The sequence below is a fragment of the Chryseobacterium sp. ISL-6 genome (assembly GCF_018613715.1).
Lineage (GTDB): Bacteria > Bacteroidota > Bacteroidia > Flavobacteriales > Weeksellaceae > Chryseobacterium > Chryseobacterium paludis.
Genome location: NZ_JAGGPT010000005.1, coordinates 316,359 through 331,126 on the forward strand (window position 1 = coordinate 316,359; position 14,768 = coordinate 331,126).

Consider the following 14,768-nt stretch of genomic DNA (forward strand, 5'->3'; position numbering starts at 1 on the left):
TTTGAGCTCTGATTTTTTCAGAGCTTTTTTTATGATTTATATTCACATTCCTTTCTGCAAACAAAAGTGCAGCTACTGTAACTTCCATTTTTCAACATCTTTGCAATCTAAAGATGAGGTACTCTCTGCTATTAAGAAAGAGATTTTTCTAAGGAAAGATGAATTACAGAATAAAACACTGCAGTCTCTCTACTTTGGAGGTGGTACGCCATCCATTCTCTCGGGAGATGAAATCAATTCTATTGTCGATGAGGCGCTAAAATATTATAGCTTTGCAAAGGATATAGAGGTTACTTTAGAGGCAAATCCAGATGATCTTGATAAAAACTTTCTTAGAGACCTTTCCAGGTCGCCTGTAAATCGGCTCTCAATTGGTACCCAAAGCTTTTTCGATGAAGATCTTAAGTTAATGAACCGTGCTCATAATGCATCAGAAGCTGAGGGTTCAATCAAAAGAGCACAGGATTTTGGGTTTGAAAACCTAAGTATTGATCTTATTTATGGCTCTCCGACTTCTAATTTAGAGATCTGGAAAGAGAATCTCAATAAAACAATAGCTCTTGAAGTTCCTCATATTTCTTCATACGCATTAACAGTGGAGCCAAAAACAGCTTTAAATGACTGGATTTTAAAAGGAAAAGTATCCAAACCCAAAGAAGAGGAGCAGAATAAAGAGTTTTATTATCTGTCAGACTTTTTAAAAGATAATGGATTTGATCACTATGAAGTTTCTAATTTCGCGAAACCGGGGTTTTATTCCAGACATAATTCAGCATATTGGAAATATAAAGAATATCTCGGAATAGGACCATCTGCCCATTCTTATAATGGATCGGATATAAGAAGCTGGAATGTTGCTAACAATCAAATTTATATCAAAAAGCTTAATTCAAATACTTTGGCTAAAGAAACGGAGATCCTTTCACAAGAAGATCAGTTTAACGAAATGATTATGATTGGGCTGAGAACAATCTGGGGGGTGGATTTGAATAGTATGAAGACTAAATTTTCGGATGAAATACTTCAAAAGTTTCAAAATGAAATAAAGCAAAAAATAGCTGACGGTATTTTAATTATTGAAAACAGCCATCTAAAAATTCCTGAAAAGCATTGGTTTATGGCAGATGGGATTGCTTCGGATCTGTTTTTAGTATAATTTTAATTAATAATATCCTTTTATTGAAAACTAATAATTATGAAGAAAAATTTATTCCTATTTTTTCTATGTATAAATGCTTTGTGTCTTGCACAAAAACCAATTTTTGTTAAAGCGAAAGTAAATGCTGTGAATGTCTATAGAAGTTCTGCTGAATTGCAAAATTCCATCAGTTTTTCCATACCTGCTGGTTCGTCTGAAGTTGTTATTACAAATATTTCAGATGAGATTGAAGAAAGATCTTTGCAAATCAATATTAATAACAAGAATGTGTCTATCCTTTCTTCTCAGTATACAGATAACTATACATCTGAATATGATATGGATAAGACAAATCCTAGGATTAAAAAAGTGACTGACAGTATTACTATAGTTGAGAACCTCATTTCAAAATCCAATATAGAATTGGAAGCCAATACTAAGACTCTTGAACTTTTGGATAAAAACCAAACTGTTTTAGTGGGTAGCAATGCATCAAATGTTACACAATTGATACAACTAACAGAATTCTATAAGAATAAAAGAATTGAAATAAGCAATATTTTAGCCGCTGTTAATAAAAATAATGCTGTGCTTCAGAAAAAATTGGCTAGATTAAAAAGCAGTTTGAAAGTAAATTCTGAAATGGAAGAAGCCTCTTCAGATGGTGTTCTAATTGTAAGGTTAACGAGTAGTACTCCTGTAAATGTAAAAGCTGAAGTAAGCTATTTGACTAGAAATGCATCATGGCAGCCATTTTATGAAATAAGGGGAAATAAACTTTCAGAACCCTTAGATGTGATTTTTAAAGCTAAAATAAGACAGGATACAGGTTTAGACTGGAAAGGGGTTAAGCTGTCTCTAATTAATGGAAGATCCTCCCATAAGAATATAGCTCCAGTATTAAACCCTTGGTTTCTAAATTCATATAAGAATGAAGAAAAAGTTGTGGCAAGAGCATATGGTATTAAAAGTGATACAATTGCTAAAGAGCAAAATATTGAAGAGGTTGTTGTAACAGCAATGGGTTTTACCTCTGTTGAAAATCAATTTAATATTAGTTTTGATGTAGATGTTCCGTATGATATTTTAGGTAATAATGAAGATCATCTTATTAATCTTAAACAAATAAAAATCCCTGCTACTTACAAATATTCGGCAATTCCAAAATATAATAGAGATGCATTTTTAGTTGCAAAGATTAAGGACTTTAATAAATTCAATCTCATTTCAGCACCTGCTACAATAGTCTTTGAAAATATGTATATAGGGGAAACAAACATTAAACCTGATCAAACGAACGATGAGCTAAGTATTACTTTAGGCGATGATAAAAAAATAAGTATTCAAAAAGAAATTGTTGATGATAAAAGTAGCATCAAATTATTTTCATCTTATCAAGAAAAAACTTATACCTATGATATTGTAATCCGAAATAATAAGAAGGATCCAATAGATATGGAACTTAAAGATCAGTTTCCGCTAAGTAAAGATGAGTCTGTAAAAATTGAGCTCTTACAAAGTGATCAGGCGGAAGTTGACAAGGAGAAAGGATATTTGACCTGGAATGTGAAAATTTCTCCATCAGAAACTAAGAAGTTTCGGGTGAGTTACAAAGTAAGATATCCAAAGGATTATTCAATAAACAATCTTAATTAAGATATCATAGTATTTACTATTTTTGTATAAAATTTCAACTCATTTGAAAACTAAAAAACAAGACTACTCACATCTTTCACCAAAACAACCTATCGGAATTTTTGATAGTGGAGTGGGAGGATTAACGGTGGCTAAAGAAATAAAAAGACTGCTTCCTAATGAAGACCTCATTTATTTTGGGGATACAAAACACCTTCCTTATGGTGAGAAGTCTCGTGAGGCAATTATAGAATATTCTACGAAAATTACTAATTTTTTGCTGGAGCAAAACTGTAAAGCAATAGTCATAGCTTGTAATACGGCAACAGCAAATGCTTTAAATGAAGTAATGCAGGCAGTAGCCGGAAAAGTTCCTGTTATTGACGTGATCAATCCGGTAGCAGAAAAAGTATCCTATGAAATTCATACGAATGTTGGAGTAATAGCTACGAAAGCGACGGTAAATTCAGGCTTATATAAAAAAAGCATCCGAAAACATAATAAATGGATTAAAGTAGATGAATTGGCAACTCCTTTGTTAGTGCCCGCGATCGAAGAAGGTTTTAAGAATCATCCGATTACACATGCGATCATTTATAATTATTTAAGTAATAGTAAATTAAAGAATATAGAAACTTTAATTTTAGGGTGTACCCACTATCCTTTATTAATTGATGAAATAAAGCAGTATTATGGAAATCGTGTTCGTGTTATTGACTCACCAAACATTGTAGCCAGTCATTTAAAAATTATTTTAGATAAATACAATCTTTTAAATGACCAGAATGCCAAGCCAAACTATCATTTCTATCTTTCGGATCTGACTAAGAATTTTGAAAAGATTTCGAAAAAGTTCTTTGGGAAGACAATTGATTTAGAGTTAAAAGTATTATGATCTTAAAATATTCTTCTGGATTACTGTTTAGAAATTAAAGAAATAAGAGAATAGATTTTTCTAAATAAACCGCCATTAAGTTAAACTTAATGGCGGTCATCAATATAAAATACCAAAAATGGAAATGTGTTGTTATTTTTTAAACTGTAATAAAATCTGATTGTAATTTAACGATTAGGAATAATTCCTAGGGGGCTGAAAACGATAAAAACAATAATGGTAAGAATAATGATGCAGATAGATGCAGGCTTTAGGTATTTCCAGTTTTCTACGTTTACTGTACCTGTATCCTTAATAACGAAGTTGTTTTCTCTGGGGTAATATTTACTCGCAATAACAAGGGTAAGAATAGTAACAAAAAATGCAACGGCCAGACGGTGTAAAAAATGGATTTTTACTTCCATTGCTTCTAATCCAAATTTTGAAAATAGATAAAGTATTGTACCCGATATTAATCCTATTTTAGCTGCTTTTGCAGACACTTTTGGGAGTAGTAATCCTGCAATGATGATCGCAAAAATGGGCATATTGAAGATGGAACTGAATTCCTGAAGAATAATATAAAGTCCTTTGCCTGCCATGCTAATAAAGGGAGCAATAGCCATAGATACTAAAGCCATGACAGTACCACTTTTTTTGCCGAATTTTACGATCTGGGTTTCGGTAGCATCTTTCTTCAAATATCCTTTATAGATATCGATGGAGAACAAAGTGGAAGCACTATTTAGCGCTCCGTTAAAGGTACTTAATATAGCTCCTACTACAATCGCCGCAAAAATACCAATACCACCAATGGGTAATACAGACTTTACAAGCTCTGGATAGGCATAATCTGGATCATTTAAACTATTTTTAAAATAATAGTAAGCTATTATACCTGGTACCACAACAATAAAAGGAACGAAAATTTTGAAAAAGGCAGTCAGTAATACTCCCTTTTGTCCTTCTGCCAGATTTTTAGCTGCCAGTGCCCGTTGGATAATAGATTGGTTCATTGTCCAATAGAAAATCTGTGGAATAAACATTCCTGTAAAAAGTACGGGAAACGGAAGATCGGAAGTGGATTCTCCTACTGCATTAAAACGGTCGGGAACTGCTTCAAAAACAGTGTGTACACCGGTTAGAAAATTTCCATCGCCAATTTTATAAAAAGCCAATATCGGAATTAATGACCCTCCGATAATCAGCCCTATCCCATTGATAAGATCTGATATCGCCACTGCTTTTAATCCTCCTAAAATAGCATATATAGATCCCATGACCCCAATTCCAACCACCATCACCACCATAGCGGTGAATTTATCAATATTCAGATTCTCAGAAACATTGAAAATACTTTCCATAGTGATAGCCCCTGTATAGAGAACAATAGGAAGAAGGGTGGTGATATAGAGTAGAAGGAATAACGTGGAGCAAATCATTCTGGTTTGTTTATCATAACGCAGTTCTAAAAACTCTGTAATGGTTACTAGGCCCATCTTTAGATATCTCGGAAGAAAATATACAGCCATAAGTACTAAAGCTACAGCAGCTAAGGTCTCCCAGGCCATTACTTCCATCCCAAAAGCATAGGCACTTCCGTTGAGACCTACTAAATGTTCTGTCGATAGATTTGTAAGTAGCAATGAAGCTACAATTAAGATAGCGCTGAGATCCCGGCCACCCAAAAAATAACCGATAGAGGAATGTGTCATTTTTGTTTTTCTTGTATACCACCAGGAGATAAATGCTACTCCACCAGTAAATAAGAGAAAAGGAATTAATATAATAAACATGATTTTAAGATTTGATTTTTTAAATTGTTGTATTAATTATTTTCTTTACAGAAAAATCAACTGGTGCTTTTCCAAGGATTGTTCACATGCATTTGCTAACATTGATGCTTTCAAAGCGTCATTGGCAGTAGAAGGAAAATCTTTTTGTTCCTGTATACAAGAGAGAAATGCTTTTGCTTCTTCTACATAGGAATCTTTATATCTTTCTAGAAAGAACGGTTCCAAAACACTGCTCTGGATAGTGCTTCCAGAATAAAATTGGATGTTGTTGATCTTTTTATTTTCTGCACAGATCATTCCCTCATCTCCTAATATCTCTAACCTCTGATCATATCCATATGAAGCTTTTCTACTGTTGTCTATATTGCAAATAATCCCATTTTTAAATTTCAGGGTAATAAGGGTTGTATCTATATCTTCGGTGTAGTTTTTTGAGCCTATAGCAATAACCTGCTCAACTTCGCTTCCGCTAATAAAACGGGCCATATCCAAATCATGAATGCTCATGTCATTGTAGATACCACCTGATTGTCTGGTGTATTCTGTAGAAGGAGGAAAAGGATCTCGGCTTGTTATTTTAATGATAACAGGTTTTCCAATGTCCTTCATCCTTTTTTTGACAGAAGCAAAATCAGGATCGAAACGACGGTTAAAACCTACCATAAGACGATTATTGATATTGGGATAGGAATCAATTAGAGACTGTATTTTACCTAGATCTGCATCCAGAGGCTTCTCGCAGAAAACATATTTATTGTTTTCCAGAGCTTCTTTTACCTGAATAAAATGATAAGCAGTAGGGGAGCATATCCAAACTGCATCAATTTCTTCTTGTTGAAGAATGTTACGATAATCAGGATAAAAATCTGGAATCTGATGTTCTTTGGCTATTTTTTTTCCATGCTCTATAACAGGATCTGATATTGCTATTATTTCTATATTCGTTAATGCTTTTAGAGCAGCAAGATGTATTTGCCCAATTCTTCCGAGGCCAATAATGCCTGCCTTTATTTTTTTTGTACTCACTTTTTTATAATTTCATTTGTGTTTTTGTTTATCTGAATAAGCATAAAGGATATTGATAAGAATTTTAAAAAGTCCTAGACCAGTTTTTTGGCCAACGTTCGATAACAACTTTTGTCTGAGTGTAAAATTCTATTCCATGACGACCCTGTGCATGAAGATCTCCGAAGAAAGAATCTTTCCATCCTGAGAATGGGAATTGAGCAACAGGAGCAGCAACCCCAACGTTGATTCCAATATTCCCGGCCATAGCTTCATTACGGAATTTACGGGCTGAAAGACCATCCTGTGTAAATATACACGCCATGTTGCCATAACGTCCACTATTGATAAATTGGATAGAATCCTCCAGGGATTTAAAATTTAGCAGACTCATGACAGGTCCAAAAATTTCCGTGGAGATAAATTCTTTTCCTAATGGAATATTTTCAAGAATCGAAGGATAAAGGAAGTGGCCGTTTTCATAACCTGAGACTTTTTTTTGAGTTCCATCTACCAGAAAATTAGCTCCTTCACTGAGTCCCTTCTGGATAAGTTCTTCTATTCTGGTTTTACTTTCTTTGGAGATCACAGGGCCCATTTCGATTCCCGCTTCCATCCCATATCCTACTTTTCTGGATTTGGCAGCTTCTACCAATGCTTCTTTGTAATTTTTATCGTCTCCAATTGTGATTACAAGGGAGGCAGCAAGACAACGTTGACCGGCGCAGCCATATACCGAATCGGTAATGATTTTTGTTGTCATCTCGATGTCTGCATCAGGCATAATGACAATAGGATTTTTAGCACCCCCTTGCGCCTGAACACGTTTCCCGTATTTGGCACCTTCGGAGTAGATGTATTTGGCTACATTTGTAGAACCAACAAAGCTTACGGCTTTTACATCAGGATGTTGAAGCATAGCATCCACAGATTCTTTTCCGCCATGTACCAGATTTAAAATTCCTTTTGGAAGATCAATATTGTTATGAATAAGATCGAATACATACTGCATGGTAGTAGGTACCTTTTCTGAAGATTTTAAAATGAATGCATTACCTGTTGCAATAGCATACGGAAGGAACCAAAAGGGAATCATTCCGGGAAAATTAAATGGTGTAATACAGACGCATACACCTAAAGGCTGTCTGATCATAAATTCATCAATACCAGAAGCTATATTTTCTGAAAATTCAGATTGATTCATGACATAAGTACCGCATGCTACCTCAATATTTTCAATGGCGCGCTGGATTTCTCCTAAAGATTCGGTATAGGTTTTTCCACATTCGGAGGTGATCAATTTAGCAATCTCTTCTTTATGATTTTCCAAAAGGGTCTTCATTTTGAAAAGCGGCTGTACTCTTTTCATAGCGGGAATATCTTTCCATTCCAAATAGGCCTGATGGGCATATTCTATTGCTTTATTGACATCTTTTGCAGTGTCCGGTCCATAGGGTACCTTTGCGATGAGTTCCTGAGTAGCCGGATTATGTACCGAAAGGTTTTGGGTGCTGCTACTGCTTTTCCATTCTCCGTTGATATAATTTTTTAATTGATCCATATGGGTTTTATTATTAATTAATATTGATTAGGTTTTATATATTGTCTTTGCTTTTGTTTATTAAGCTCATATTGTTTTCGGGCTTCATTCACTTCAGGAAAGACAGATATTTCGGGTATAGGCACTTCCCACCATGAATATTCATAGCCCTGCATTTTTCTGTCCCGAATAGTTTCTGCATAGATAACAGTTGTTTGATTATTGCTTTTTGCGTTGACCAGACTTTCTTTAAATTCATCCATATTTTGAGGACGGTAAACTATTGCTCCAAGACTTTCAGCATTTGTTGCTAAATCTGTCATAAGGGGATCTCCGTCCAGTTGACCTGTTATTTCATTTCTATAATTGAAATAGGTTCCGAAACCTTCACCTCCAACAGAATTTGAAAGCCCTCCAATAGAAGCATAACCGCTGTTATTGATTAATATCACGGTGATTTTATATCCTTCCTGTAGACTTGTTACTAGATCCGATGGCATCATAAGGTAGGTAGCATCACCGCACATTACATATATTTCCCGGTCTGGAGCAGCCATTTTAGCACCAAGTCCACCGGGAATTTCATATCCCATGCATGAGTTGCCATATTCCAGATGGAATCCCTTTGAGCTCTTGGTCCGCCATAATTTATGTAAATCTCCTGGCAAAGAACCTGCAGCACATAACATTACATCTTGATCGTCTATAAAATCATTTAATGCACCAATATATTCTGCCTGTACGGGATAGTCAGGATTTTCACATAAATAAGCTTTCGTTACTATCCCATCCCACTCATAATGATAAGCTCGGATTCTTTCCACATAATCACTTCCAGTATAATAATCCCCTAACATTTCTTTCAGTATTTTCAGGATCTCTCTGGCATCTCCCTGTAAAGGAACTGCACTATGTTTAAAGGCATCAATTTCTGCAATATTGATATTAATAAAGGTAACGTCGGGGTTTTGCCAAGCCGACTTTGAGGCCGACATAAAATCTCCATAACGGGTACCTATACCGATGACTAGGTCTGTTTCTCTGGCGATTTCATTGGCTCCTTTAGTACCTGTTCCTCCCATTGCTCCTAAATTAAGCGGATGTTGGTAATGTAAAGAACCCTTTCCGCCATAGGTTTCTGCAACAGGAATTCCATGTTGCTCGACAAAAGATTTCAGCTCTTCTTCTGCTTCGGAGTAAATGACTCCTCCACCCGCGATCAACATCGGTTTTTTCGCTTTTTTTATAAGGTGTACTGCTTTTTTTAATAATTGCTGATCTGGAATAGGTCTGGGAATGTACCATATTCTTTTTTCAAAAAGCTGAGTCGGGAAATCATAAGCTTCCGTCTGTACATCATGCGGAAGAGCGAGGGTAACAGCACCAGTTTCAGCCGGAGAAGTAAGGACACGCATCGCTTCCAGTAATGAGGAAGTAAGTTGTTCGGGACGCTGAATACGATCCCAGTATTTTGAGATAGGTTTAAAACAATCGTTGACAGAAATATCCTGCGTTTGGCTAACTTCTAATTGCTGCAATAGAGGAGAAGCAGAGCGGGTGGCAAAAAAATCTCCCGGTAGCAGTAGTACAGGTAATCTATTGATCGTGGCACCTGCTGCTGCAGTGACCATGTTAAGTGCTCCCGGACCTATAGAAGTAGTACAGACAAATGTCTGCATTCTATTTTTCATTTTTGCATAGGCAGCGGCAGTATGCACCATTGCCTGTTCATGGCGGCTCTGATAATATTTAAAATCATGATTCTGTTTCAGTGCTTCACCTAATCCAGCTACATTTCCATGTCCAAAAATTCCAAAACATCCTGCAAAAAACTGTAATTCTTTATCGTCTCTTTTTGTGTATTGATTTTTTAAAAATTCTATGGTGGCCTGTGCCACGGTTAATCTTTTTGTATCCATGATTTCGGTGCTTGATCGATTTAAAAATTTCCATTATCTTCAATAAACTGAATAATCTCCGGATAAGTAGGAGCAAAGTTGCTGCATCCCTGCTTGGTGACCATCCAGGCCCCACAGGCATTTGCCAGACGGGCAGATTGGTAGGTATCCCAACCTTGAAGATATCCGTATACAAATCCGGAGGCAAATGCATCTCCTGCACCCAGTACATTAACAACTTCTACAGGAAAGCCAGGAATAGTTTCTATCCTTCCATCTGGATAATATGCTGTAACGCCTTTGGGGCCTGTTTTTACTAAAAGAAGTTTGATTCCAGAATGTAATACCTGTCTGATCACAGTGTTGATATCGCCTTCGATAGTAGGAGAGGAGATGGCACTGTCGGTTATTTTCACTTGGTTAGAATCCGTAAGTCCCATTGCTAAAAGCTCTTCTTCTGTTCCCATTACAATATCACATAAGGGTAAATACTGACGTAAAGTGACTCCAAATGCACGTACATCATGCCATAAACTGGCCCTGAAATCGATATCCAGAAAAATAGTGATACCTTTTGCTTTTGCTTTTTCTGTTGCATAGATCGCAGCGCTTCGGGTAGGTTCTATGGAAAGTGCTGTACCAGTCATTAAAAATGATTTATATTGATCAAAGTCTATGGTATTTACCATGTCGATGGTCATATAATTGTCAGGGGCTTTATCCCGGTAAAATACAAGCGGGAATTTATCAGGAGGTACAATACCGCATACTACAGCCGTACTCGTTGTCCCTTCGATAGTATTTATATAAGAGGTATCTACATTTTCCAATTTCAATGTATTAATGATAAAACCGCCTATAGGATCATTTCCTACACCTGTTACTATGCTTGTTTTAAGACCAAGTCTTTGTGCTCCTATAGAAATATTGACGGGTGATCCGCCAATGGCAGTGGTCAATTCTTTGATATCATTAAATTCAGCACCGATATTTTTGGAATATAAATCTATACTTGCTCTTCCGAATGTTAGTAAATCAAATTTCATTTTAACTTTGTATTAATCGTTCTGTTGATTGTTCATTGCTGAGGTTACTAATGGAAGGCGGGAATCTTTTCCCTTCCATGAATCGAAAATCCATTCGAGGTCACTATCTGTAGTGTTGGCCAGAGATTGATCGGTTCCTGCCAAGAAGTTTAAATAATAACAGTGGTAGCCGTGTTCTGCTGCAACAGGATGGTAGCCTTTAGGAATCAATACGGCATCATTATTTCTTGTCCGTAGGATTTCATCTATAGGATCTGCGTCATTTTTTGTATAAACCTGCTGGATAGCATACGCTTCTGGCTTTTGGAATTTGTAAAAGTAGATCTCTTCCAGTTGTGCCTCCCGTAACTGTCCGCTATCATCTAGAATTCTTTCATCGTGCTTGTGAGCCGGAAAAGAGCTCCAATTTCCTGAAGGAGTGTAAACCTCTCTGCATACCAGTCGCGAACATTTGAATCCCGGAGGAATTAAATCGTTAAACTGACGGGTAGCATTGTCTCCACCAAAAATCACAGTAGGTGTTTCTTCCGGGGTTACCAGTTGGGGTTCAAAATCATCATCGGCTCTGCACCAACTGTAGGCAATATCCAACTTATCGGAAGTTGATATAAGAATGAATGTTGTTTTGCGGGGAAGATACAGCGTATGTGCAACACCTCTGAACACATCTTTACGCCCGTTTTTTATTTCCCAGCTTCCTCTGTTGCTTTCTACGATATAATTACCGGATAATAATACAATGACCATTTCATTTTCACCGGTATCATAAGTCCATGTTTCGTTCAGCTCCATGAGGCGAGCTCCAAAATTTAACCAATTCCAGTCTGCATTTTTAGCAGATATGTTTTGATAAATTTTCTGATCTGTAGGTTTTCTGATAAGGTTCATTTGCATGTTTTTTTGATAATTAAGAATCTTAAGAAAGTAGGTCGGATATGATTACCGGCTTTTTTTCTTTGAATGATTTGGTTAATGCTGTAGCTACCAAAGTGGCATTGGTTGCATTATTCATAGTAAGTTCAGGTTGTTTGTTTTCCAGTACATGGTTTACAAAAGCTTGGATCTGTATTAGAAAAGCAGTTTGAAACCTGTCGAAAAAAGTTTCCATTCCTTCTCTTCTGATACCGTGTTTATCGGATATCTGAAGCATGTTTTTTGCTGGTGGATCACCTATTTTTAGGTTTCCTTCTGTGGCGAAGATCTCTGTACAGGTATTATGACCGAAGGAAGATGTTCTGGAAGCTGTTAATACTGCCATTGTTCCATTTTCTAATTCGCACATAGAACTGGTATTATCAGCATCTCCTGCTAGTGCGAATTCAGGGAATCTGTAGGCACCACCTAATGCCCATACTTTTTGGATTCTGGAGCCTAAGAACCAATGGGCAAGATCAATATCATGAACATTATAATCATGAAAAATGCCACCTCCAGTTGTACAGAATTCAATTTGAAATGGAGCAAAAGTGTCTTTATCTATTGTTTGAGAATGTATAAGGTAGGGTGTGCCTACCAATCCTTCATTGATTTTAGCCTTAGCGTCTGCATAGCTTACATCGAATCTTCGGACAAATCCTAACATGGTAATTCTGTCCGGGTGTTTGGCAACTGCTTTTTCCACACGAATGCAGTCTTCGATGTTAAGAGCGAGAGGTTTTTCACAAAAAACATGATAACCGGCTTGTACTGCTTTAATAATGGCATCGGCATGCTGATCTGTAGATGTAACAATAACTACAGCATCCATTTCCTCTTGTTGTTCAAGCATTTGCTCATAAGAAGCATATAAATTCGGGACATTGTATCTGTCTTTTACATAATCTAATTCCTCCTTTCTGATACTGCATGCCGCTACAAGATTGGCATTGGGCACAAGGTAAGTGATGTTTTTAGCATATTCTTTACCTAGTCTTCCCAATCCTACAATTCCGATATTCAGTTTTTTCATCTTCTATCTTCTACTTTTTTTACTTTAAAACTTTAAGGTTTCCGTTATAAATTGATATCCTTTTTTTGCATATTCAAACGGATTTGCTTTGCCTGGATCTTGTTCTGCTTCCACAACAATCCACCCTTTGTAGTCACTACTGTGGATAATTTTTGATAGAGCCTGCATATCAAGATCACCATCTCCTGGTACTGTATATATCCCTAGCTTTACAGATTTTAAAAAACTATTATTGTCTTTATACATGTTGTCCTTTACATCTTTTCTTACATCCTTAAAGTGAATATGCGCTGTACGTCCTATGAATTTTGTTAATGCTTCTGCAGGATTTTCGTTGGCAAAATCAAAATGTCCACAGTCATAATTAAGTTTTACATATTTTTCATCAGTCTCATTGAACAAACGTTCTACCTCCTCTTGGGTTTGCACCATGGTACCCATATGATGATGGTAAGAAAGCTGAATTCCAAAATCATTCAGCGCAATTTTTCCAAGCTCAGTTAATCCTTCAGTCAGTTTTTTCCAATCTTCATTGGACACTTTTTTACGCTGTGTAATAGGGGTATTAAATTCTCCATGAATTGTGTTTCCACACTCTGCACCACCCACTACTTTTGTATTAAAATGCTTAAGAAAATTGAGCTGTTTAATAAAATCCTGTTTTACCCGTTCATAAGGTTTTGTAGTAAGCTCATAGCTGAACCACTGATTACAGATTGTAAGACCTCTTATATCCAGATATTTTTTTAAAACATTGGGATCTTTCGGATATTTGTTTCCGATTTCACAACCTTGGTATCCGGCCAATGCCATTTCGCTAATGCATTGTTCAAAAGTGATATTCCCTCCTAATTCGGGCATATCATCATTGGTCCAGCCAATAGGGGCTATTCCTAATTGTATCATAGTGTTATTTATATAATGCTGATTTATTGATGTTACCTAAAATCTCAAATTTTTTGGTTAAAAGGACTTCCAGTTCCTCCATATACTGTCGACCGGCCTTAAGAGGATCCAGGTGTTCGGGAGAATCTTGAAAATATTCTCTGAAGATCCTTATCCAGAGAATCCTCAGATCTGTAGCAATATTCAGTTTACAGACTCCATAGCTGATGGCTTTTCTTATTTCGTCCTCGGTAATACCTTTTGCGTCTTCTTTGATGTTTCCTCCAGCGATATTAATCCGTTTTATCTCTTCAATATCTATAGAGGAAGCCCCATGTAAAACAATCGGGAAATTAGGGACCCTTTTTTGGATGTCTTCCAGTAAATCGAGACGCAGGCCTTTTCCTCCTGAAAATTTATAAGCACCATGACTTGTGCCAATGGCTACGGCAAGACTGTCGCAATGGGTTTTCTTTACAAAATACTCTACATCGGCAGGATTAGTGTACAATGCATTTTCTTCCTCTATATTGAGATGATCTTCAATACCGCTTAGTACACCAAGTTCCGCTTCTACTGCAATGTTTTTTTGATGAGCCTGGTCTACCACTAATTTCGTTCTTTCAATATTCTTTTCCAAAGGATCATGTGATGCATCGATCATTACAGAAGTATACTCACCGGAATCAATGGCATTATTGATATGAGGCTCATTGCCATGATCAAGATGCATGGCAAAAACAACATTCGGATATATTTTTGTTGCAGACTTGATACAGTTGACCAGCATTATGGGATTCATGTATTCTCTTGCAGCGGGTGTGGTTTGTATAATAAAGGGGGCATTCAATTTTTGAGCTGTGCTGAACAGCCCATGAATCTGTTCGGGACTGGATATATTGATCGCCGGAATACAAAACTTTCCATAGGCTTTTTTAAAAAGGATAACGGGATTAATTTTCATCTGTGCTAATAAATATTTTTATTATTGTTTTATCAATAA

12 protein-coding genes are annotated in these 14,768 nt (G+C 36.4%); 3 read left to right on the forward strand and 9 right to left on the reverse strand.

Annotation, left to right across the window (positions count from 1 at the left end):
• The first annotated feature begins 31 nt into the window (after window positions 1–31).
• Genes hemW through murI form a run of 3 tightly spaced genes read left to right on the forward strand, consistent with a single transcriptional unit; the run spans window position 32 to window position 3,668 of the window.
• Window positions 32–1,156: a radical SAM family heme chaperone HemW gene (gene hemW, locus J7E44_RS09095; RefSeq protein ID WP_214828271.1), complete on the forward strand. Its 1,125-nt coding sequence runs from the start codon at window positions 32–34 to the stop codon at window positions 1,154–1,156.
• 39 nt (window positions 1,157–1,195) lie between these two features.
• On the forward strand, window positions 1,196–2,794 hold the full coding sequence (locus J7E44_RS09100; RefSeq protein WP_214828274.1) for a DUF4139 domain-containing protein: 1,599 nt from the start codon (window positions 1,196–1,198) through the stop codon (window positions 2,792–2,794).
• 43 nt (window positions 2,795–2,837) lie between these two features.
• On the forward strand, window positions 2,838–3,668 hold the full coding sequence (murI, locus tag J7E44_RS09105; protein WP_214828277.1) for a glutamate racemase: 831 nt from the start codon (window positions 2,838–2,840) through the stop codon (window positions 3,666–3,668).
• 167 nt (window positions 3,669–3,835) lie between these two features.
• Here murI and J7E44_RS09110 read toward each other — a convergent pair whose 3' ends face one another.
• From J7E44_RS09110 to J7E44_RS09150, 9 genes are all read right to left on the reverse strand, one after another.
• Window positions 3,836–5,443: a solute:sodium symporter family transporter gene (locus J7E44_RS09110; protein ID WP_251040532.1), complete on the reverse strand. Its 1,608-nt coding sequence runs from the start codon at window positions 5,441–5,443 to the stop codon at window positions 3,836–3,838.
• Between the two features lie 45 nt (window positions 5,444–5,488).
• Entirely contained in the window at window positions 5,489–6,469 is a 981-nt protein-coding gene (iolG, locus tag J7E44_RS09115; protein WP_214828280.1) for an inositol 2-dehydrogenase, read from the reverse strand.
• 64 nt (window positions 6,470–6,533) lie between these two features.
• A complete protein-coding gene (locus J7E44_RS09120) occupies window positions 6,534–8,009 on the reverse strand; it encodes a CoA-acylating methylmalonate-semialdehyde dehydrogenase (RefSeq protein WP_214828283.1) in 1,476 nt (491 codons plus the stop codon).
• Window positions 8,010–8,026: 17 nt separating this feature from the next.
• Window positions 8,027–9,907 (reverse strand): 3D-(3,5/4)-trihydroxycyclohexane-1,2-dione acylhydrolase (decyclizing), encoded by a 1,881-nt coding sequence (iolD, locus tag J7E44_RS09125; RefSeq protein ID WP_214828286.1) that lies wholly within the window; start codon window positions 9,905–9,907, stop codon window positions 8,027–8,029.
• 20 nt (window positions 9,908–9,927) lie between these two features.
• Complete coding sequence (gene iolC, locus J7E44_RS09130; protein WP_214828289.1) at window positions 9,928–10,932, reverse strand: 5-dehydro-2-deoxygluconokinase; 1,005 nt, start codon at window positions 10,930–10,932, stop codon at window positions 9,928–9,930.
• A gap of 12 nt (window positions 10,933–10,944) precedes the next feature.
• On the reverse strand, window positions 10,945–11,820 hold the full coding sequence (gene iolB, locus J7E44_RS09135) for a 5-deoxy-glucuronate isomerase (RefSeq protein WP_214828305.1): 876 nt from the start codon (window positions 11,818–11,820) through the stop codon (window positions 10,945–10,947).
• 28 nt (window positions 11,821–11,848) lie between these two features.
• Window positions 11,849–12,880 carry a Gfo/Idh/MocA family oxidoreductase gene (locus J7E44_RS09140; protein ID WP_214828308.1) on the reverse strand — a complete coding sequence of 344 codons (1,032 nt, stop codon included), beginning with the start codon at window positions 12,878–12,880 and terminating at the stop codon, window positions 11,849–11,851.
• Window positions 12,881–12,904: 24 nt separating this feature from the next.
• Window positions 12,905–13,786 carry a myo-inosose-2 dehydratase gene (gene iolE, locus J7E44_RS09145; RefSeq protein ID WP_214828311.1) on the reverse strand — a complete coding sequence of 294 codons (882 nt, stop codon included), beginning with the start codon at window positions 13,784–13,786 and terminating at the stop codon, window positions 12,905–12,907.
• Between the two features lie 4 nt (window positions 13,787–13,790).
• Window positions 13,791–14,729 (reverse strand): class II fructose-bisphosphate aldolase, encoded by a 939-nt coding sequence (locus J7E44_RS09150; RefSeq protein WP_214828313.1) that lies wholly within the window; start codon window positions 14,727–14,729, stop codon window positions 13,791–13,793.
• Between the last annotated feature and the right edge of the window lie 39 nt (window positions 14,730–14,768).